This is a genomic window from Colwellia echini, assembly GCF_002843355.2.
GTDB classification, from domain to species: domain Bacteria; phylum Pseudomonadota; class Gammaproteobacteria; order Enterobacterales; family Alteromonadaceae; genus Colwellia; species Colwellia echini.
The window spans coordinates 1-21,312 of sequence record NZ_PJAI02000024.1 but is presented as its reverse complement, the minus strand read 5'-3'; the positions used below and the strand labels follow the sequence as shown (position 1 = coordinate 21,312).

General features: G+C 37.0%; 12 protein-coding genes. All 12 read right to left on the bottom strand.

Annotation, left to right across the window (positions count from 1 at the left end):
• Positions 1-20: 20 nt before the first annotated feature.
• Positions 21-1,019: a transposase gene (locus tag CWS31_RS15415; protein WP_101343990.1), complete on the bottom strand. Its 999-nt coding sequence runs from the start codon at positions 1,017-1,019 to the stop codon at positions 21-23.
• A gap of 164 nt (positions 1,020-1,183) precedes the next feature.
• Positions 1,184-1,750 carry an imm11 family protein gene (locus tag CWS31_RS15410; RefSeq protein WP_101343991.1) on the bottom strand — a complete coding sequence of 189 codons (567 nt, stop codon included), beginning with the start codon at positions 1,748-1,750 and terminating at the stop codon, positions 1,184-1,186.
• A 29-nt stretch (positions 1,751-1,779) separates the two neighbouring features.
• Complete coding sequence (locus tag CWS31_RS15405) at positions 1,780-2,562, bottom strand: AHH domain-containing protein (protein ID WP_101343992.1); 783 nt, start codon at positions 2,560-2,562, stop codon at positions 1,780-1,782.
• Positions 2,563-2,580: 18 nt separating this feature from the next.
• Positions 2,581-3,621, bottom strand: coding sequence for a hypothetical protein (locus CWS31_RS15400; RefSeq protein WP_101343993.1), 1,041 nt, complete (start codon positions 3,619-3,621; stop codon positions 2,581-2,583).
• A complete protein-coding gene (locus CWS31_RS15395) occupies positions 3,618-4,901 on the bottom strand; it encodes a TIGR02270 family protein (RefSeq protein ID WP_101343994.1) in 1,284 nt (427 codons plus the stop codon). The genes CWS31_RS15400 and CWS31_RS15395 overlap by 4 nt, the downstream gene beginning before the upstream one ends.
• A gap of 7 nt (positions 4,902-4,908) precedes the next feature.
• The gene (locus CWS31_RS15390; RefSeq protein WP_101343995.1) at positions 4,909-5,289 is read right to left on the bottom strand and encodes a DUF4150 domain-containing protein; all 381 of its coding nucleotides are present in this window, start codon (positions 5,287-5,289) and stop codon (positions 4,909-4,911) included.
• Between the two features lie 28 nt (positions 5,290-5,317).
• A complete protein-coding gene (locus tag CWS31_RS15385) occupies positions 5,318-6,310 on the bottom strand; it encodes a DUF2169 family type VI secretion system accessory protein (RefSeq protein WP_101343996.1) in 993 nt (330 codons plus the stop codon).
• Between the two features lie 21 nt (positions 6,311-6,331).
• Positions 6,332-6,868 (bottom strand): DUF6484 domain-containing protein, encoded by a 537-nt coding sequence (locus tag CWS31_RS15380; RefSeq protein WP_148747776.1) that lies wholly within the window; start codon positions 6,866-6,868, stop codon positions 6,332-6,334.
• A 3-nt stretch (positions 6,869-6,871) separates the two neighbouring features.
• A complete protein-coding gene (locus CWS31_RS15375; protein WP_101343998.1) occupies positions 6,872-8,899 on the bottom strand; it encodes a type VI secretion system Vgr family protein in 2,028 nt (675 codons plus the stop codon).
• A 117-nt stretch (positions 8,900-9,016) separates the two neighbouring features.
• A complete protein-coding gene (locus CWS31_RS15370; protein ID WP_101343999.1) occupies positions 9,017-9,499 on the bottom strand; it encodes an Hcp family type VI secretion system effector in 483 nt (160 codons plus the stop codon).
• A gap of 186 nt (positions 9,500-9,685) precedes the next feature.
• Positions 9,686-11,587, bottom strand: coding sequence for a ShlB/FhaC/HecB family hemolysin secretion/activation protein (locus CWS31_RS15365; protein ID WP_148747775.1), 1,902 nt, complete (start codon positions 11,585-11,587; stop codon positions 9,686-9,688).
• 119 nt (positions 11,588-11,706) lie between these two features.
• Positions 11,707-21,183, bottom strand: coding sequence for a beta strand repeat-containing protein (locus CWS31_RS17600; protein WP_211355848.1), 9,477 nt, complete (start codon positions 21,181-21,183; stop codon positions 11,707-11,709).
• Positions 21,184-21,312 lie beyond the last annotated feature (129 nt).

Below are 21,312 nucleotides of genomic sequence, written 5' to 3'. Positions count from 1 at the left end.
TCTATAATCTATTAAGATTTTCAGTTAAATATTTGCACTTGCTGTCGATGGCCTCCAATCCAGTGCTTGCCTGTGTGCTCAGCAAAGGCATTAAGCTCTGCTAATGAGCCAACCGCTTGGTGATATTTTTCACCAAAATGCTCAGAAAGCTCTAACCAATCGTTACTGCCTATACCTAAATGAGTTAACAGCGCGCAGGCATTTTTATTAATACTTCCGCGTTTATCTGCTCTGATAACTTTTCCTGTTTCTTCAACAAGTGTTAAATAATCTAGCAATGAAAACGATATGCCCTTCGATGTTTTTTTGTGTTCATGACCAATAAACCCCAATAATTGTTTCGGTCTAAACGGTAATTTGTCCTTGTTATCAATATCACTTGCTTTGTCATGAATGCGTTCAAAAATAGAGGTGTATTGCGCGGTTTGTACGGAATCTACCATTTTAGCCCGAATAGGGTTCAGGTCGACATAAGCCATACAAGCCAGTAACGCCTTTTCATCCAGTAAGGCTTGAGATTTAAAACGGCCTTCCCAAAATCGCCCTTTGCAGTTATCTTCTTTGTTCGCTTTACGGGCGATATATTCATTTAAATTACGCATTAGCCATGATAGGTCAGTTAGACGTTCTCGCCATTTATCTATAATTGTTTGTGCTTTATCTATTTCCGCTTTGCAACTACATTGCCCTGACTGTAAACGTTCAACCAGAGGGTGATTATAATAAAGCTGTTGCCATCGCTGACATACTTCTTCATTACTCCATGATTTAGCTTCATTTTCATCAACATAAACGACAAGGTGATAGTGATTCGACATCACCGCATAAGCAGCAACGTCAATAGAAAAGACTGTCGTTAAAAAGCGAATACGATCAACCATCCATTGGCGACGATGTTCGTAACTTTGTTTAGTGTAAGCATCTTCACCACACAAATAAGCGCGACGAACACAGCGAGAAATTAAGTGATAATAACTGGTATCTTGAAGGGAAACTTGCTTACTGCGGGACTGAGTCATAATAAAACCTCTCCATGGTTGTTATATAACCATAGTAAAGAGGCTTCATATATTCAACAATTGATGGCTGTCCCAAATTAGTTGTATTTTAACTTGTAAAAAATCCTAAACAGCAAAGCTATTTAGGATTTAATTTACTTACGATAATATTACAACTTTATCATTTACCAGTCAGAGTAATCTTCTGTTTGGATAAGCTCTACACCTACTAAAGAATCTGTTTTATCAAAGTATTGTTTTAATTCTTCGTTAATGATGACCTTGGATGGATCTGATTCTAAACGAAAAATTTTTGCGCCATTAGTTTTTGATTCATCAATCACCATTGACTCAAAATCAAAGCCACGACCTGAAGGCCAATAATTTAATTTACTTTTCTCTAAGTCAACACAATCAATTAAACCAATAATGTTAGCGATTGAATAACCACCTTCTGTTTCTCCGGTGCTTTGGTCTCTTAATCTAACTGGGAAGTACTTTATATTATCTACTCCTAGTTTTTCTAAAGATTTCTTAAGTTCATTATGATATAAAGTAATTAATCCATCAATAATGTCTCCTCTAAAGTCTCCACTCTCTAGAGCTAGGTCTAATATTAGTGTTTCATCCTCGTTTGGAGCCGGCATATTTTTACCTTGGACCCACTCAAAAGAGTCGATATTATCTGGCACACTGTCAACTGCAGCAACCCCTTCAATCATAGTGTCTTGTTTCATTATATAAAAAGGCATTTTTCTTCCTAGTATTATTGATTTAATTATTACTCTTTAGCTCTCGATTGCGGTTTTTTCTTAGGTGATTCACCTTTTTTAGCATAATCAGCAGCTAATTGAGATACAAAAAAAGGTTTACTGTCACTTGGTTTTTTCGTTTTAAACTTATCCAACTTATCCTTAATTTGTTTACTAAGGTTATCCATATCTTCAATAAAACCGTCCGGCTTTTCTTCATCACAATAACCTTCAGGCTTATATTTCCCTAATATCTTTAATAACTTATTAATCACTTCATTATCATATGAAATACAGTGACCACGCTGCCATGCTTTACCATCTTCTTCATTTGCCCAGTTGTCATGTATCTCAATGGTCACCGCATGATGACCAACATGCCATTGTGCTTTTTCTGATTCCATCACAGAAAAAGCGACTGTTTTTTTCTCATCAGCAGACAGTTTTCCGTACTTTTGTTTGTACTTATCTCCTACAGTAAAACGCAGGTTATTTGCAATGGTAGGTAAGGCAATACCATTTTTAGGAGCATTAATGTCGTAACCGGCAATTGCGCCCATACGTACAATACGCCTTAACTTTGCGTAACATTGCTTTGCCGAAATTAGGTGATGTCTTGCTGTTGTATACGAAAAATCACCTTTTTGTGTTAACGGCGTGCAATTAAGTTGGCTTGGTTTACTTACTACTTTTAAATCAAGCTTATCTTGTTTTTTTGTTTTACAGTCATCCAGCGTTTTATCGGGACAAAAAGGGCATTTCACTTTTTCATCCGCAATATTTGCTACTGCGATCAGTTCACCAATTTCCATATTACCCTTCTATCTTATTTAAGATTTCACACATACAGCACCACGACCGGCCTGCTCTGAACTGGCATACACTAATGACGAATTATCTTTAGTGCTGCTTGCTAAAGCAATTAACGTAGGAAAAATTGCCGCACCAATGTCACCAAAACAGTCTGCTGGGTGTTGATGCTCTAAATCGGGTGATAAACAGGCACTATTTCTAATCGTCATTACGCCAAACTCTTTATTATGAAAAGATTCACCGTTCATACTTGAGTAAATCGTTTCAATATTTTTTAATCCACTGTTTTTTATTGCTACCGACACCGCTTGACTTAAACCATTACCTAATAATGGCTGTTCACTGTATCTATGCCCTTCTTCATTGGCCACACTTGGCAGTGATATAGTGGAGAGAATATTGGGCAAGTTTGCTTTTTTATTTTCACCAACAAGTAATAATGCAGTGGCGGCCTCACCAGGTGCGAAGCTATCGGTAGAGACTTCAGTTAATACTCGCTTATCATCATCTAATATGCTCAATAGGTTAGCATCAACGTAACTGTCAACCCCTAGTAAAATAGCATAATCAGCTTGTGCACTATGAATACATTCAAACGCTTTCGCTAATGCTATTGCCCCTGAAGCTCTCCCATAAGGAAATACAGCGCTATTTTGTGTATCAAACGTAATTCCACTTTGTTGCATAATTTTAGGTAAGAAGCTGTTATTTATGGGTGTCGTCGCACCCGGAATACTTTCAGGTGCAGCAATAAATATAGGGATAGGTTTGGAGGGTTCGAATAGCTCAAAAATTTGGGATAATGCTGTTGCTGCCATAACAATCATTTTATTTTCGCGACCACTAAGTTTCAATTGTGCTATTTTCTTGTCTAATGGTGGTAAAGCATCATGAGGTACTTGTGCCAATTTCATTTTGTATTGTTCACGATTTACATAAGTAGATTCAGCATAAACATTTATACCTGCATTAACTGCAGCTACCGTCATCTGAGTGTCACCACCAACAGGGGTTATCATACCTGTTGCCGCAATATAAAGTTTGGCTGACTGACTCATACCTGTCCTTTTGCTTTGGTATTGATATAAGGTGATTGTGCATTTAACAAGGTTAATGTTAAGGCAATACTGTGTCTTTGTCGTTGCGACGATTGTTTGAGTATATTATTCAATTTGGTAACAACAGCAGGAGTATTTTGATTAACTTCTATTCCCATAATATACCGACTACCGACTTTATAACGGTCTCGGTAACGTAACCACGTATGGTTAACTTTATTAACGTCAGGAAACGGTAAGTTTTCATCTTCATCAAGGGCTACATTCTGGTCTGCTTCATCATCATTTGGTAATTGTTGGTCAATTTCAGGCTCGTCAATTACTAACTCAAATCGTTCAAGATCAATACCTGTTATCAGGGTAAACGATTCTCCCGCAAGCTTTGCGGTTTCAAAATTATTCATTCTTTCGAGTAACCAAGGTATAGCGTGAGGGTCTCCCAAAATACCAATTGAACGAATCATCGTACGTAATAAATCAGGTTGTGTAGAATATTCAGATATCAAAGAACGTGCTTTGTCTACGGGTAATATTTTAAATACTGTTTGTAAGGCAAGGAATTGTATTGGAGACTCTTCTTTAATGGCATCATAAAGAGCCAAAACACGTGTATGTTCCCCTAACATGATTAATGACCAATTGGCCCAAAAAATGACGGCAGGCGATTCATGACCTAATTGATTTTGAACGAGGTTAGCGCAAGCATAAAGCTTGAGTTCACCCACTAAACGTAAAGTGCGTATTAATAGTTTAGGGTGTGATAAACAGTCTTCACGGGTGAGTATCTCTTTTACCATATCACCTGGATTTTTACGTAAAACACTACACAAGGCTATTGAGATATACTTGTGTTCGAGTGACTTACTGTATAATAATCTATCTATCCATTCGCGATTTAGATTCTTCGGCAACCATGCCATTGCTGAGACCAGCCCTTTGAACGTTTCTTCGTTACAACTGCCATGCTCAACAATAAACTTTATTTTATCAATATCACGACTACGAAAGGCAATAATCGCTGCGGTAAAAGTTTCACCTGCCTGCTCATATTGTAACTCTTCGAGACATATGTCCCAAGCTTGTTGAAAGTTACACATTAACCCATCGAGGTTGGCATCAATGCGTTTTTCAATATTTGCTAGATCATCAAGGTAATAGTGAGGTTGGTTAACACCAATTGATCGCAACAACCACAAGAAAGAAGCATCAATAACAAATTGTTCAGTGATGTCTCGATATGCATTTTCTTGTTTTTTTAGCGTACTACTAGTTCTGTTCAAAACGCTATTAACCCATTATATTTTTTTTATTATGGAACAAAGGATCACCCATTCTACAAGCGTTTTTTCCTTCAAACTTTACATCGAAAGAATACATCATAAATTCGCATTCACCTTTGGTTTTGCTACTTATTAGCCCTTTATGAATTCCAGGTTCATCACCTGTACTTTTTTTGTAAATAGCGCCTTTGACCATCGGCATTTTTTTATCAGTTTTTACCGCTTTAGGGCCTTTGTCGGTGTCCGACGCCATTCCTATATTAGGATAAGGAATAGGAACAACTGCCGGTCCTACCTGTGTTTTACACACATCAGGAAAAGCAATACTCATACCACCACTGCCTTTATGTGCAATGCCACGAGAATTTGCAAAGGTTGATTGTGCCATGCTTTACTCCAACTAAAATACGGTTAAATTAACGAGACAGAGATAACTCAATTTCATTAATATTTAATAAATTTTTATCACATTGAAATGATGCAAGCCACACCATAGATAAATGTTGTTGGTTAGGCTCTAGTGTTAACGTTTCAATATGTAGGTCTATTGGGATTTTTTTTCCCTTCAAGTTAACATTACAAACCATTTTTACATGTGGTACCGTTAAATTAATATCACCGTTGGCATGCATACCTTTAATCAATATCGGCTCGCCACCCTGTAAATAGCCTGGATAAATTAAATCCGGGTGTGCTGCATTTAAAAAACGTTTATCAAAATCTAATGGTAAATAGGGAGCACGTGTTGATATCCATTCTTCATCGTAAGTACCTGCCCACTGGTATCTCGGAGACCAATATCCGCAAGTGGCTGCAAAGCCAGCAGGTGTAGGAGTATCATGTATATTGCGTATCAGTTCAGGTGGGTTTTCAATATTAGGCAGTGAAACACCTTCCATTTCAGCTCTTGAGCGTTTCCCTGAAAAACCACAACCAACTAAGTTTCTTTCTTCTGCAAGTATCTTAGTTTCATCAACTTTATGTTCGCCACCAAAAGCACGTTCATATACTAATGGCATTGATTGGAAAGTAGCAGGAGCGCTAGGTAAACCATTTTCCCAGTGTCTATCTCCAAAAACTTTAACCGTTTTATTTACATGACCAACAGTTAAGTGAACATCAAGTTGATTAACATCTTGATGATTTATCGCACAAGCATTACCTTGCATAATTATATCAGTATTATTTTTACCTACGTGAAAATCAGAAAGCTTTTTAATACTAGATTTACCTGGCTCACCCCAGTATTCATCTGCTTTTTGTGGAGGTGTTTGCTCTGTTGCTAAGCTCCATTGTTGACCCATGATAAACGTAGATTTTACAACAATATAAATTGAATCAATCCCTTGTTCATTGGGAAATGAAGCTATATCTGCCGAAAATGGTGTAGTGTTTTTGATTTGAAGCATGAAATAATGACCTTAAGTGTATCAATTCACTTGAACTGATCCACCCATAATTCTATTAACACCGCTAGAGCGATTTAAAAGATACTTACCTCGGATCAAAACTTTACCTGATTTAGTTAATGTTATACTTGATTCACCACACTTAAATACCATTTGTTCTTTTGCTTCAAAAGTAACGTTATTTCCGTCAACACTGACATTATCCATAGAGAGGTCACCCGTTAACTCAACTTTTTCAGTTGTTACTGTAGGATCAAAGTTTTCAAGCATAGCGTCGAGTGGGTTATGAATTAGCCCTATAATAATAGGCTTATTTAAATAACCTTGGTTAAATAACAACGCAACTTGTCTTGATACTTGTTGTTGTGTGACTACTGTGGTGGTAGTTGCAATTAATGGTGTAGATGCAGGGTTTTGTGGAAAGTCAACCTGCGCTTGCCCACTATCATCTATCCCAACAAGCGTACCAATTATAATTTCTCCTGCTGCAATATTGAAGCTGCTAGCCAAGGTGTCATTATTCTCTTCAAATTTGGTTAATAATTTATCAGTCATCATGGGTTAGTTAGACATAACCTTACTTCCTTTTAATACGACATTGCCTGAGCCTTTTACGTTAATATTTTTTCCGCTAATGGTAATATCACCATTGCTCTTCATCACAATTTGAGCAGAGCCTGTTTTAAGAGTAATTTGTTTATCCGCTTGTAAAGTTATCGACTTTGCTTTTAAACCATACTCTTTTGTTACTGCCTCAGTATATTTACCACTTACTGTTTCTTGTAAATCTTTATCAATATTAATGGTCATATTTTTAGATATAGATTCTGAATGATCACCGCCGACACTGAAATCGAAGTTTTTACCTATATCAATGGTTACATTTTCACCAACACTTTCCGTATGGTTTTTACCAACACTAATACTTTTGCTATCACCAATACTTTCTTTTTGATTTTTACCAACGGTCTTGGTTCGATCTTTATCGATATTGGAAACTTCATTATTCTTTACGTGTTTATCTCGGTCATTATCAACCGTTAAGGTTTCATTATTTTTTACGTGGGTGTCTAAATTATTCTTAACCAGTGTATCGAAATCTTTCTCAGCTTGAATATAAACTTTTTCACTGTCTTTTTTATCTTCAAAGCTCAGTTCATTAAAATTATCGTTACCGCCTTTTTTACTTGATCGGGTTTTAATACCAGTTTGTGTTTTAGATGCAAATGGTGGTTTGTTGCTACCGTTATAAACACTACCAGTAACAATTGGTCGGTCTGGGTCACCATCTAAAAAGCTTACAATAACTTCATGGCCGATACGTGGGATGAATGATGAGCCCCAGCCATTACCAGCAAAAGATTGCATTACGCGAATAAAACACGAGCTATTTTCGTCTTTTTTACCGTCGCGATCCCACATAAACTGTACTTTTATGCGGCCAAACTCGTCTATATAAATCTCTTCGCCTTTAGGGCCTGTAACAAGTGCTGATTGTGGCCCATACATTACTGGACGTGTATAAACCATTGGCGGTCTATAGGTGTTTTCAAGTGGCATACAAGTAAATGAATTACTGTAGTGGTTGTCTCCACCCTGGCTTGTAAAGTACGTTGAATCACTTGCTTGGTGATGTACACTTAACAGTAAAAATTTGCCTTGTTCAGATTTAGTTTCATGCTTTTCTAAGTTAAAAAACTGACCCGCAGTAAAAGTACTACAATTACTGCCGCCACTAATAGTGTTAGCGCCAGCCTCTTCAGCGTCCATTCTTACATCAGCAAGTTTTTTACCTATTGTAAAATCATACTGGCTTGGGTAGGCATAGTGTTTAAATTGGCTGTTTTTTTCTAAATTACTTTTTGAGGCACTTTGTGATATTAAGTTTTTATTAGGCTCTTTAAAGTTATAGTCATTAACTATCCACTCGCCTTTTTTTAGTTCGTAGTTATGTTGCCATGCGTTAATTTCAGCATCTGGGCTATTACCTTTTGAATACGTGAGTTTACTTTGTGCAGTTTCAGCATAAGCACTCATTTGATCGACAATAACTAGCGTGTGTTTTTTCTTTTCGTGATTAAAGAAGCAGGCATAACCTTCTTCCGCTAATAGGCGCATAACAAAGGTTAAGTCACTTTCACCGTATTGCACACAATATTCGCGTGGGTTACCACCCGCGGCTTTAAAATCAAAATCGTTATAACCTAAGTCGGCAAAGACTTGACTAACAATATCTTTAGTATTTTTATTTTGAAAAATACGACGGTTTTCAGTTTGATTGAGAAACCATGTCCACGGTACAACATTAAGTTGGTATTCTCGTAAACCATTACTTTTAATTTCGCCAAAAGTAAAGTGGCTCACATAACCATTAAACACTCGCTCTTCTGCGCCGTGAATAGTAAAGGTAATTGTTTTATTAATTAAGTCTTGTGGTTTAATCTCAACATTTTGAGAAATTACGGTAAGACTAAATTGAAAAAGAGACGAGATGGCTTCGATACCATTAATCGAAGTGAGCAGAAGTTCATCTTTTGCTAACGGGGTAACAATTGATAGAAAACGTCCATCTTGAGTAAATTCACTCATTTACTATTTCCCTTCCCTGAGAATATTATAAAGAAAAGATATTCTATTCTTTTGGAATAATTTGATATGTAGAGGTAAACAAATACAGCCCCAAAGGGCTGTATTTACGAGCAAAAACTAAAGTGCTTTTGCTGAAGTTAAGTCATAACCTGCACGTTGCGGGCTACCAGACTTGTTACTACCATCGTAGTCAGTGTAGTTGATCTCACACTTAGAGAAGCTAAGTGTTAGGTTTTCAGTAGGCTCTTCATCGCCGTCAGCAGCAATGTGATAACTACTTACTAAGCAGTCTTGTAGAGCGTATTGCATAAACTCTTCAACTTTATCACTTCCTGTGCGTACAAATTTAAGCGTTACTTTTTTACCTGAAGAACCAGATACCGCTTCTTTAAATAATGCAGAAACTGAGTTATCTGCTTTTTTAGTTAAAGATACTTCTGATACGTTAGGCTTACCTACTTCACGGTTCGCCATTTTACCTGAAATCATTGTAAGGCCACGGCTAACGCCGAAACTTACTGAATCAACTAAAACGTGATCTTCAAAGCCTTCAGCTGTAACGTTGCCTTTGATTCCTTCAAACTCAAGATATATTGCCATATTTTTCCATTTCCATTTTTAAAGTTAAAGAACACTATTAGAGTTAATGTGTTCATCCTGATTTACTGTGTATAAACTAAAATATTTACGCCTAAAATTCAATAAAAAACTCGCTTAAAATTAACTTTAATTTATCTTTTTATTAACCTTGCTGAATTGAGCAAAGAACATACTGTAAAATATTAATTAAAAGCTAAACTGAATGTTAAAACTAAGTAGTGCTGAGTCATATTCTGGCTCTTCACCAATAATTTTTAAATTACTCATTACCGGAAAAGCAACTTGAACTGTTCCACTTAAACCACTGTTATGACTAATTTGTACACCTAACCCTATATCCGCCAAGTTAGCCGTTGCGTTAGGCTCACCTTCTTGTAATGCGTAACGGTAACCAAAACCATAATCTAAAAACACAAAGGGTTTGAATACATTATTAAATTCTACATCTGAAACGCTAAAGTTAAATATTTCGGGGCTATTAAACATCCAATCTAGGCCAATGTAAACCGCATCATCGCCGGTAAAGTAACTTTGAGTAAAACCGCGAATTCTTGTTGGTCCTGTTAATGAATATCTAGAAATACTTGAAAGGGTTGTACCTGAATATTGTAAATAGTTTTTGAAAATCAGTCTTGAACTGCTTTCAGTAAAGGGAATATTTATAAAACTTAGTAAAGAATATTCCATAGAATATACGTTAAAATCACGTTCTTGTCCTTGACTATAACCAAGTTCTACATGCCCTCTATTATAAGTAAACGTAACATCGTGTAACAATTTATTTTCATCATCAAGTAAATCAAGGCTATAAGAGACATAATAATTTAATAGTTCCTGATCTAAAAAGCGAGTTGAGGCCGCTATTTCTCCATATTGTAAATCTGAATTAATACGTTCAACGCCAAACTCATAACTGCTATTTCTTTTACGACTACGCTGAGCAATATAACTTAAGTTCGCGCCATAAACATTTACAATACCACTTAATTCTGTTGTGCCTATTGCGGTTGATTGATCAGATACAAATTGGTTTTCCGAAATATCAAAACCGGCTCTAATTCTAGGACTAAAGAAGTTACTATCGTAACTTAGCTGCCCATATGTTGTACCAAACGGAAATACCGATTGTAAAAGACTTAAATGAATATAGTCTGCAATACCAAACACGTTATTTACTTGGGCATCAAGAAATAAACGATACAAACCAGAATCAACAGTACCGTGATTATCAATACGTGTGGAAAAGTTAAACGTTCTTTCGCTTCTTACATTAACGTTTAAACGCGTGTCACCCACTTGCGTTCCTGGTTCAAAATAACCATCAACACTAATACCTGGGAAGTTGTTAATAAGAAATAGACTTTCTTCAATAGTTTGGCTAGTAACGGGCTTATCAATAAATTCATCAAATACTTGCTCTAATACTTTAGAATCATACATGCTGTTATTTTTTATAGAAACTTCTCCCAAAGTTCCAAGTAATACTGTTAATTTTACAATACCATCACGTACTTGCTGCTTAGGTATATAAGCTTTTGCGAGTATAAAACCTCGTTCACGATAAAACTGTGTAATGCTACTGGCAACACCTTCAATTTGCCCGATAGTTACGCCTCGTTTACCTTGTTGCGCACGTATCAGCCAAACTAATTTTTGTACTTCAAGAGAAGTTACATGTCGGTCAATTGTTTCTTCTTCAATATCAACCAACATATCTGATACTTCGCCTAATTCATCAAGGGTATAACCTGACTTTAAAAGCTTACCTTCTGCCATTAAGTTGAAGCGTATGTTTTCCACTAATTGACTAATAGCTTCATGAGTTATACCTAATTCAGGAAACTCTACTAAGCCTTGTATTCTAAATTCAGACACTGCAAGTCTTGGCCCAGCTTGTGGATCAGGCAACCTATCGCGAACGGCAGGGATGTTCATATCTTTAAGCAATGTTTTTTCTTTAATTTGTCTCAATTGCTCAATTTCTGGCATTTTTAAGAAATCAGCATTCACTTCTGACACTAAAATAAAACTTCCGACAATGGAAAATACGCTAATAAAAAACCATTTTGTCAATATTCCGTTAGACACTACTGTAACCTTATTATTTATTTATACTTTCAATACAACTGGCTTTAACTATTACTATTAAAGCCCTTGATTAGACGCCCTACTTGCATAACGAGAGTCTTTAACTTAGCAATTAATATTTAGAAGTTTTCTTCTTCCTCTTCATCATCGTAACGCTGATCTCTAGGCAATAATAACGGCTTGCTATCAACATTATAATTTTTTATATCAGAGAAAATAGCTGGATCAACTTCATCTAAAGATTCAACAGATAACAGGTTACGACTGGTTAATACCGCTAAACTACTGGTATCAGATAAGTCACCTGTGGTACTTATGTTAAGTGGTTTTGGATAAATATAAGAAACCGACCCGCTTTGGTTTAATAACTCTAAGCTGGCATTTAACCTTAATTGAATTGGGTTAATTTGCGTACCAAAGAATACAATGGTACTTACTTCTAATGACTCTGCGGTAATATCAGCTACAGGGCTGTTAAAAGGTCTGTCGGTATAAATACTACTAACACCGTCATCGAATATTTTAACATTACCCGTGTAGGCTAAATCTTTAGTGTCGCCATTATAATGCGCATCAATAGCACCTTGTTGCTCAGTGCCCTCTCCTTCAATATCAGTTACTTTTAACGTTATATCACCGGTATTGGTAAAAACAATATCGCCATTGTTTCTCAAATCTGTAATAGAAACTTCTTCACTATTAACAATATTAATTAAACCTTCTTCACCATTATTAATGGCACTTAATAATGCTGTATTAGTCGTAATCGCCGAGTTATTTACACCACCATAATCGGATAAATCATCAAATTCTCCCCCGCCAATACCAGATAAAGCTCGAAGCGTTAGCTCAGGTGCTGTTACATTAGAGTTTTGGCTTTGGATACTTCCTGCTGTTGATTCAAGATAAATGGATTCTCCTGCAGTTATATCGCCAACATAAAGGTCACCATTAGCAATTAAATTAAGTGCTCCTGTAATTTCAGTACCTGCCATAGTTACAGAGTTAACATCTGTTATCTCTGCATTTTTTGCAACTACCGATATTTTGCCAAAATCATTATTAGCATCAGTTAATTTTACATCGCCATTATTAGCAACAAGTACTAACGATGTACTATCAATATCAGGGCCAACAGTTACAGTACCTGTACTTAAAATTGAACCATTAGTACTGGTTGCGTTAAGTAAGTTAGCTGATAGAGCTGCAAAGTTAATATCATTAATGGCTTGCAGGTTTAATGTATCAACAGTTACGTTTTCAAGGTTAATATTATTACCAGAAATTAACGATGCTGTATCAGTTATTGTCGTATCGTTGAGCGAGATGCTTCCGTCTGTTGTACTAGCACTAAGACTTACAAGCGCACTATCTGCAACAGTAATATCATTTTTTGCTTGAAGATTAGCTGAAGTAACACGACTTGACTGATTAAGAATTATGTTACTTTCATTCGAGGTAGCCGTTAAGTTTTCAGCGGTTAAATTAGTAATACTAACAGCGTTTTTAGCCGTGACAATGAGGTTATCAACCGCGCTAACACCTTCAAAACTTACACCACCTGAAGTAGAGTTTATAGTCGCTGTGGCATTACCCTCAGAATTTTCAACGTTGAAATTTCCTGTAGAAGTAACAGTACCTATAGTCTCAATATCAGCCGAATTTGCTAAAAGGAAACTTAACGTTGTATCACTATTATTGACTAATTTTAGATCTGTACCTGCGGTTAACGCTAATACACCACTGAAGGCATGTTGTTCGGTTAAGTTTAATGCTTTAGCCGCAACTAATGTAAAGTTACCTGACGACGTTATTGCTTCAGTAGAAGTAATATTTCCTGTTGCTGAAGTAACCGTTACATTGCCTGTGACTTCGCTCATTTTACCTAAATTAATATCATTAAGTTGGTTAAGGTAAATGTCTCCAGCCAGTACATTAACATCAAGTTTTGCAACGTCTACGGATAAGGCTTTTTCAGCGGAGCCAAATAAGCTTATATCGTTTAAGGTAAGTAAGTCTGATGTTACAGTACCTTGAAGTTGTGAAACCTTATCAGCATTCACTGATAAATTACCATTAACAACTAAACTGTCGGTAAATACCAAAGAACTCCCTGGTGCTTGGATATTAATATCGCCTTTATTTTGAGCGTTCATTAATACATTTACTGATGCTGTATTGACATTAAACTGATCTTGTTCAAGAGATAAAGTATCGGCAACAGCTGAGTTTAATGTAAGACTTGTTGTAGCAATATCATCATTTACTACCGCTACATCACGATAATAAATAGCAACACTTGCTGCATCATTACGGTTATAGCTTAGTTGATCAAATTGCTCGTTATTGTATTCAACGTTAGCGTTATACTCTTCACTATATTGTACGGAAACTCCGTTTATAGAAACAATATCATTACCCTGACCGCCATTAAATCTGACCGAAGTATTCACCGTATTACGATTTTCACCAAGGTCGATATTTAATGTATCAGCACCATCATTACCATTAATAACATCTGTTAATGAGCCGTTGTCAATAATTGAAAAGCTATCAATACCATCGCTACCATTAATAGTAGAAAAACCACTAAATGCTAAGGCTTGTTTTTGTGTCGCAGTATCAATCACGGAGCCACTATTAGATGCCGATATTGTCCAAGTTGAATCAACACCAGCTTGACCGTTAATAACACCGGTATTTTTATCAGAATGAAGACTTTCAAAACCAATAATATCATCACCAAGAGTCACTGATACTGATTCAGTGTAAGTTACCGAATCTATACCATCGCCACCGTCCATCTGATCATCAATAATAGCTTGAGTTAAAATAACGTTATCATTGCCTGTACCTGCAATTAGCTTGGTAAGTTTTCCAGATACGCCGATGAAGCTATCGTTACCATTGCCCATATCAATTAAGGTAACACCGTTAGCACTGTTACCTGTAGTTAGTGTGAAGGTATCTTTTGCATCGCCACCGTAAATCTTATCAATATTAGTAAAAGTAACCGTTGATAGTTCATTAGTAAGATTACCGGCTCGGTCTTTATCTATTGTCCAATTCGTATCAACATCATTGCCAATAAGCGTATTCGTAGCACCTGCATTGGCTATAACACTCTCCATTTCAGTAATATTTAAATGACTATTAACTTCATTACCTAATTCAAGAACATAATTTTTATTGGCTTGTAAAACTAAATTATCTGTTCCATTACCACCACTTAGCAAACCATCAATATCACTATCTATAGAGCTAAAAGTAAAGCTATCTCGCAACGCTCCACCGGTTAAGTTTTCAAAGCCGGTAAAGTTAACCGTACTCGCATTATTAATAGTAATAGTGCCTTTGTTACTATCGGTAATTAACCAACTGTTTTCAGTATCACTTGCCGTTATATGGTTATTACCATCGGTTAATGCATTGATGTTTTCAATATTCTTAACGTTACTACCTATAATAACCTGTTGTTCTGCAGCTTCTAATACAAGAATGTCATTATTGCCATTACCATTAATATAACCAGTAACATTAGCTAATGTGTTAAGCCTAAAGGTATCAATTTCACTACCGCCTTCTAATTGGTTGAAATTGATAAAATCTAGTCCGTTGTTATAACTCACATTAGTTAGCTGTCCACTATTTTTGTTATCTACTACCCAAGTGTTTGCTTCATCATTAGCTATTAAGGTATTAGTGCCGGCAACAGCAGTGATCGATTTAACATTATTTACATCCGAAACTAAATTAACGATTTGTCCATCTTTGGTGAAGGTCAATGTATTGTTTTCACCTTTACCACCATCAACTAAACCACTAACGCTGTTTATATCATCTAATGTAATACTATCGCTATCGGTACCCGCATCAATACTATTAATGGCATCAACGGCAACATTGCTATCAACAATAATGATATCTTCACCTGCACCACTATTTATTGTGTTGATACTTGCAGAAATGGTGAAGTTGTCTGTAACGGTACCGCCAACTAAATGATTGAAATTAGTAAAGTTAACATTACCGCTACCACTAGTAACATTACCGCTATAATCAGTTGTTACTAACCAAGTGTTTTCTTCATCTCTACCTTGTATGCTGTTGTTATTTGAACCGTGAACTTCTTCAAAGTTGTTAATATCTGCAAGCGTTAATACCTGGCTATCACCTGTTAAATATAAAGAGTCTTCACCATCTCCCGCTTCAATAGTATTTTTTACGCTGCTTAGATTATCAATGTATAACGTATCAGCGCCGTTACCAGTGTCGATATCCGTAATAGCCGCTGCGGTTACATTTTTATCAATAGTAATTAAATCGTCACCAGCACCTGAGCTAATACTGTTAATCGCGGCAGAAACAGTGAAGGTATCTTTTAATGTACCGCCTACTAAATCCGTAAAACCATCAAAGCTTATTGCATCGGCATCACCTAATTGCACCGTGCCTTTATTTTTGGCCGTTACTTCCCAGGTATTTATCTCGTTTGTTGCTTGCAGCGTGTTGTTATTGATTGTGCTCAGTGTTTCAAAATTGCTGATATCAGCCAGACTGATTGTTTCATCTGTTCCTGTCAAACTCAGGGTATCGTTACCGTCGCCGCCGTCTATTACATTGCTAACACTTTTAGCGTTGGCAATATGTAAAGTATCGTCGTTAGCACCTAGATCAAGTGAGCTGATACCACCAACTGACACTGAATCCTTAATGGTGATCTCATCTTCACCAGCACCAGCAGAAATAGTAGCTATTGCAGCAGATACAAAAACTTTATCTACGCCTTTACCGCCAACTAACTCATTGATATTTTCGAAGTTAAAACCTGTAACATTACCTGCATTCGCCGTTAACACGTTCCATGTAGTTGCATTATCACTTCCGGTAATGGTATTTGTACCACCTGCGCCATTAAATAACATACCGCCAGTATCAGTTGTTGCTAATACATAGTTATCAGTACCGCTACCACCTAATAAAGTGGAGAAATTAGTGAAATTTACACCATCAATAGTTCCTAAGCGAGCGCCGGTAATATGCCATTCATTATTATCTCGACCTTCGATGGTATTATTTAAGTTATTACCGTCAAGGGTTTCAATTGAGTTATCAACAATATCTAAGGTGATAATTTGATCTGAATTGGTAATACCTAGAATATCGGTACCTAAGCCACCAATAATTAAGCTAGTAACACTATCTGTTGAATACACATCAATACGGTCGTTATCGGCTCCCGCATCAATACTAGCAATTTCACCTGTACCAACATTGTTATCAATAGTAATTAAATCTTCACCCGCACCTGAGCTAATACTGTTAACTCCTGCAGAAACAGTGAAGGTATCTTTTAATGTACCACCCACTAAATCCGTAAAGCCATCAAAGCTTATTGCATCAGCAGAGCCTAGTTGAACCGTACCTTTGTTTAAGGCAGTAATTTCCCAGGTATTTATCTCGTTTGTTGCTTGTAATGTGTTTTGGTTGACTGTAGCCAGTGCTTCGAATCCAGTAATATCGCCTAAGTTGAGTGTTTCACCAGTACCCGTTAAGTTTAGAGAATCACTGCCATCGCCGCCATTAATTATATTGTTGACGCTTTCAAGCCTTGCTATGTTCAACGTATCTGCACCAGCACCTAAATCAAGCGAAGTAATGCCATCTTCAACCACTGAATCATTAACGGTTATTTCATCATCACCTGTACCTGAACTAATACTGTTAATGGCTGCAGAAACAGTAAACGTATCTTTTAATGTACCGCCCACTAACTCATTGATATTATTAAAGCCAAAGCCAGATACATTACCCGTATTCGCCGTTAACACATTCCACGTTGTTGCATTGTTACTGCCGGTAATGGTATTTGTACCACTCGCGCCATTAAACAACATGTTGCCAGTATCTGTTGTTGCTAACACATAGTTGTCGATGCCACTGCCACCGAGTAAAGTAGCAAAGTTAATAAATCCTACGCCTTGAACATTACCAGAGCTTGCACCTGTAATATTCCAAACGTTAGTTTCTCGCCCTTCAAGAGTATTATTTAAGTTATTACCATCAAGCGTTTCCGTTGAAGAATCAAGAATATCTAAAGTAAGCGTTTGGTTTGAGTTAGTAATACCAAGAGTATCGGTGCCTGAACCGCCAACAATTAAGCTGCTAACACTGTCTGCTGAATATACATCAATACGGTCGTTATCGGCTCCCGCATCAATACTAGCAATTTCGCCCGTACCAACATTGTCATCAATAGTAATTAAATCTTCACCCGCACCTGAGATAATACTGTTAATAGCTGCAGAAATAGTGAAAGTATCTTTTAATGTACCACCCACTAAATCCGTAAAGCCATCAAAGCTTATTGCATCAGCATCACCTAATTGCACCGTGCCTTTGTTTTTGGCCGTAACTTCCCAGGTGTTTAACTCATTTGTTGCTTGTAAAGTGTTTTTATTTACTGTGGTAAGTGTTTCAAAATTACTGATATCACCAAGATTAAGTGTTCCGTTTATGCTGGTTAATTGAAGCGTATCGCTACCATCACCACCATTAATTACATTGGCGACACTTTTAACGTTGGCAATATTCAACGTATCTGCACCAATGCCTAAATCAATAGAAGTAATATCACCAGTACCTACTGAATCATTAACTGTAACGTCATCTTTACCTGCACCAGTTGAAATACTGTTAATAGCGGCTGAAAGAGTGAAAGTATCTTTCTTAGAACCACCAATTAAGTCAGTAAAACCGCTAAAGCTAGTTGCGTCATCATCACCTAATTTAATAGTGCCCGAATTTTCAGCGTTAACTACCCAGGTATTAACAGTATTTGTCGCTTGTAAAGTATTGTTGTTACGGGTTGTGGTATAAATATTGAAATCGTTAACGTCAGCTAAATCTAAGGTATTGCCACTGCCCGTTAGGTTTAACGTATCACTGCCAGATCCTGCTTCAATAATATTAGTAACACTTGCTATATCAGCAATGTTTAAAGTGTCGTCATTGTCGCCTAAGTTAACCGTGTTGATAGCACCATCAGCAACACCTGTATTAATTGTTACACTATCGTTACCAAGACCTGTAGTAATGGTTGAAATAGCACCGCTATTAACGGTAACAATATCAGCACCATCACCTGAAGTTATGCTGGTAATATTAGCAGAAACGGTATAGTCATCCTTATCAGAACCACCAATTAAGTCACTAAAACCGCTAAAGGTCGTTGTATCATCAGCACCTAATTTAATCGTACCCGAATTTTCAGCGTTAACTACCCAGGTATTAACGGTATCTGTCGCTTGTAAAGTATTGTTGTTATTGGTGGTGGTATAACTATTGAAATCGTTAACGTCAGCTAAATCTAAGGTATTGCCGCTGCCCGTTAGGTTTAACGTATCACTGCCAGATCCTGCTTCAATAATATTGGTAACACTTGCTATATCAGCAATGTTCAAAGTATCGTCATTATCGCCTAAATTAAGGCTCGCAATAGCATCAGCAACATTCGTATTAATCGTCACACTATCGTTACCAAGACCTGTAGTAATGCTTGAAATAGCGCCGCTATTAACGGTAATAATATCAGCACCATCACCTGAGGTTATACTGGTAACATTAGCAGAAACGGTATAGTCATCCTTATCAGAACCACCAACTAAGTCTCTAAAACCGCTAAAGGTCGTTGTATCATCATCACCTAATTTAATAGTACCCGCATTTTCAGCGTTAACTACCCAGGTATTAACGGTATTTGTCGCTTGTAAAGTATTGTTGTTATTGGTGGTGGTATAAATATTGAAATCGTTAACGTCAGCTAAATCTAAGGTATTGCCGCTGCCCGTTAGGTTTAAAGTATCACTGCCAGAACCGGCTTCAATAATATTGCTAACACTTGCTATATCAGCAATGTTCAATGTATCGTCATTGTCGCCTAAATTAAGGCTCGTAATAGCATCAGCAACATTCGTATTAATCGTTACACTATCATTACCAAGACCTGTAGTAATGGTTGAAATAGCACCGCTATTAACGATAACAATATCAGCACCATCACCTGAAGTTATGCTGGTAACATTAGCAGAAACGGTATAGTCATCCTTATCAGAACCACCAATTAAGTCACTAAAACCGCTAAAGGTCGTTGTATCATCAGCACCTAATTTAATAGTACCCGAATTTTCAGCGTTAACTACCCAGGTATTTACCGTATTTGTCGCTTGTAAAGTATTGTTGTTATTTGTAGTGGTATAAATATTGAAATCGTTAACGTCAGCTAAATCTAAGGTATTGCCGCTGCCCGTTAGGTTTAAAGTATCACTGCCAGTTCCTGCTTCAATAATATTGGTAACACTCGCTATATCAGCAATGTTTAAAGTGTCGTCATTGTCGCCTAAATTAACCGTTGTGATAGCACCATCAGTAACATCTGCATTAAGTATTAGACTATCGTTACCAAGACCGGTAGTAATGGTTGAAATAGCACCACTATTAACGGTAATAACATCAGCACCTGCATCTGAGGTTATGCTGTTAATACTGGCTGAAACTGTAAACGTATCTACTTTTGCCCCCCCTACTAAGTTTTCGATGTTTAAAAAAGCAAAATTATCGATGGTTCCTGCATTTACTTCATTCACGTTCCAACTAGTATTTTTGTCAAAACCAAATAATGTATCATTTCCGCCATTACCATTAAAAGTAAACCACTCTTCGTCGACAGCGCCAGTACTAATATCCGCAGTGTCAATGGTAAATGTATCTGCGTCTGTACCACCTACAAGCTCTAAATAGTCGAGATATGTAACTCCGTTGAGCGTAAAGCTGTTGAGTGATTTAATAACCCAATCATTAGGCCCATTTCCCGCATTTAACGTACCTCCGGCACCACCAAATATTTCAATATTTATAATATTACCAGTGTCCGCTACAACATCTTGCAATGAAAGCGTATCTTCATCACCATTGCCACCATCAATATTTATAACACTATTCTGTGACTGCAAGCGAATAACATCATTGTCATCACCTAAATGTATAGTAGATACAGCTCCTGGAGAAATAGATGAAACGGTAACCTTATCCTCTCCCTCTCTGGTGAAAATAGTATGAATACTTCCTCCAACACTCACAGTGACATCATCAATGTCAGAGCCACCTAATATATGAATGAAATCGGTAAACGTTATACCATTTACAACTCCATCATTTTCACCAGTAATGGTCCAAGTATTTACACCACCTAACGCTGCTATAATACCGTTTAAACCCGTAGCAATGACATGCTCAATAGACGTAAAATCAGTTGAGATATTCAGTGTCTGATCATTACCAGTCAACTTTAAGCTATCTTCGGTTATTTCATCCCCACCATCAATTGTGCCACTAATTTGACCACGTGTGACAAGCGTAAAGTCATCATCGCCGCTACCACCTTGCAAGTTAGCAAAATTGGTGAAACTAACCCCTGCAACCGTACCATCACCGTTGTCAGTAATATTCCACGCGTTATCACCAGTGCTCACCTCAAAAGTACTATCAGCGCCTGAAGCGATATATTCTTCTATATTACTTGCATCGGTAATATTCACCGTTTGTGAAGCTGCCGTTATAATTAATGTATCGCCATTTGTTTCTGCACCCGTTCCACCATCAATTGTGCCACTAATTTGACCACGTGTGACAAGCGTAAAGTCATCATCGCCGCTACCACCTTGCAA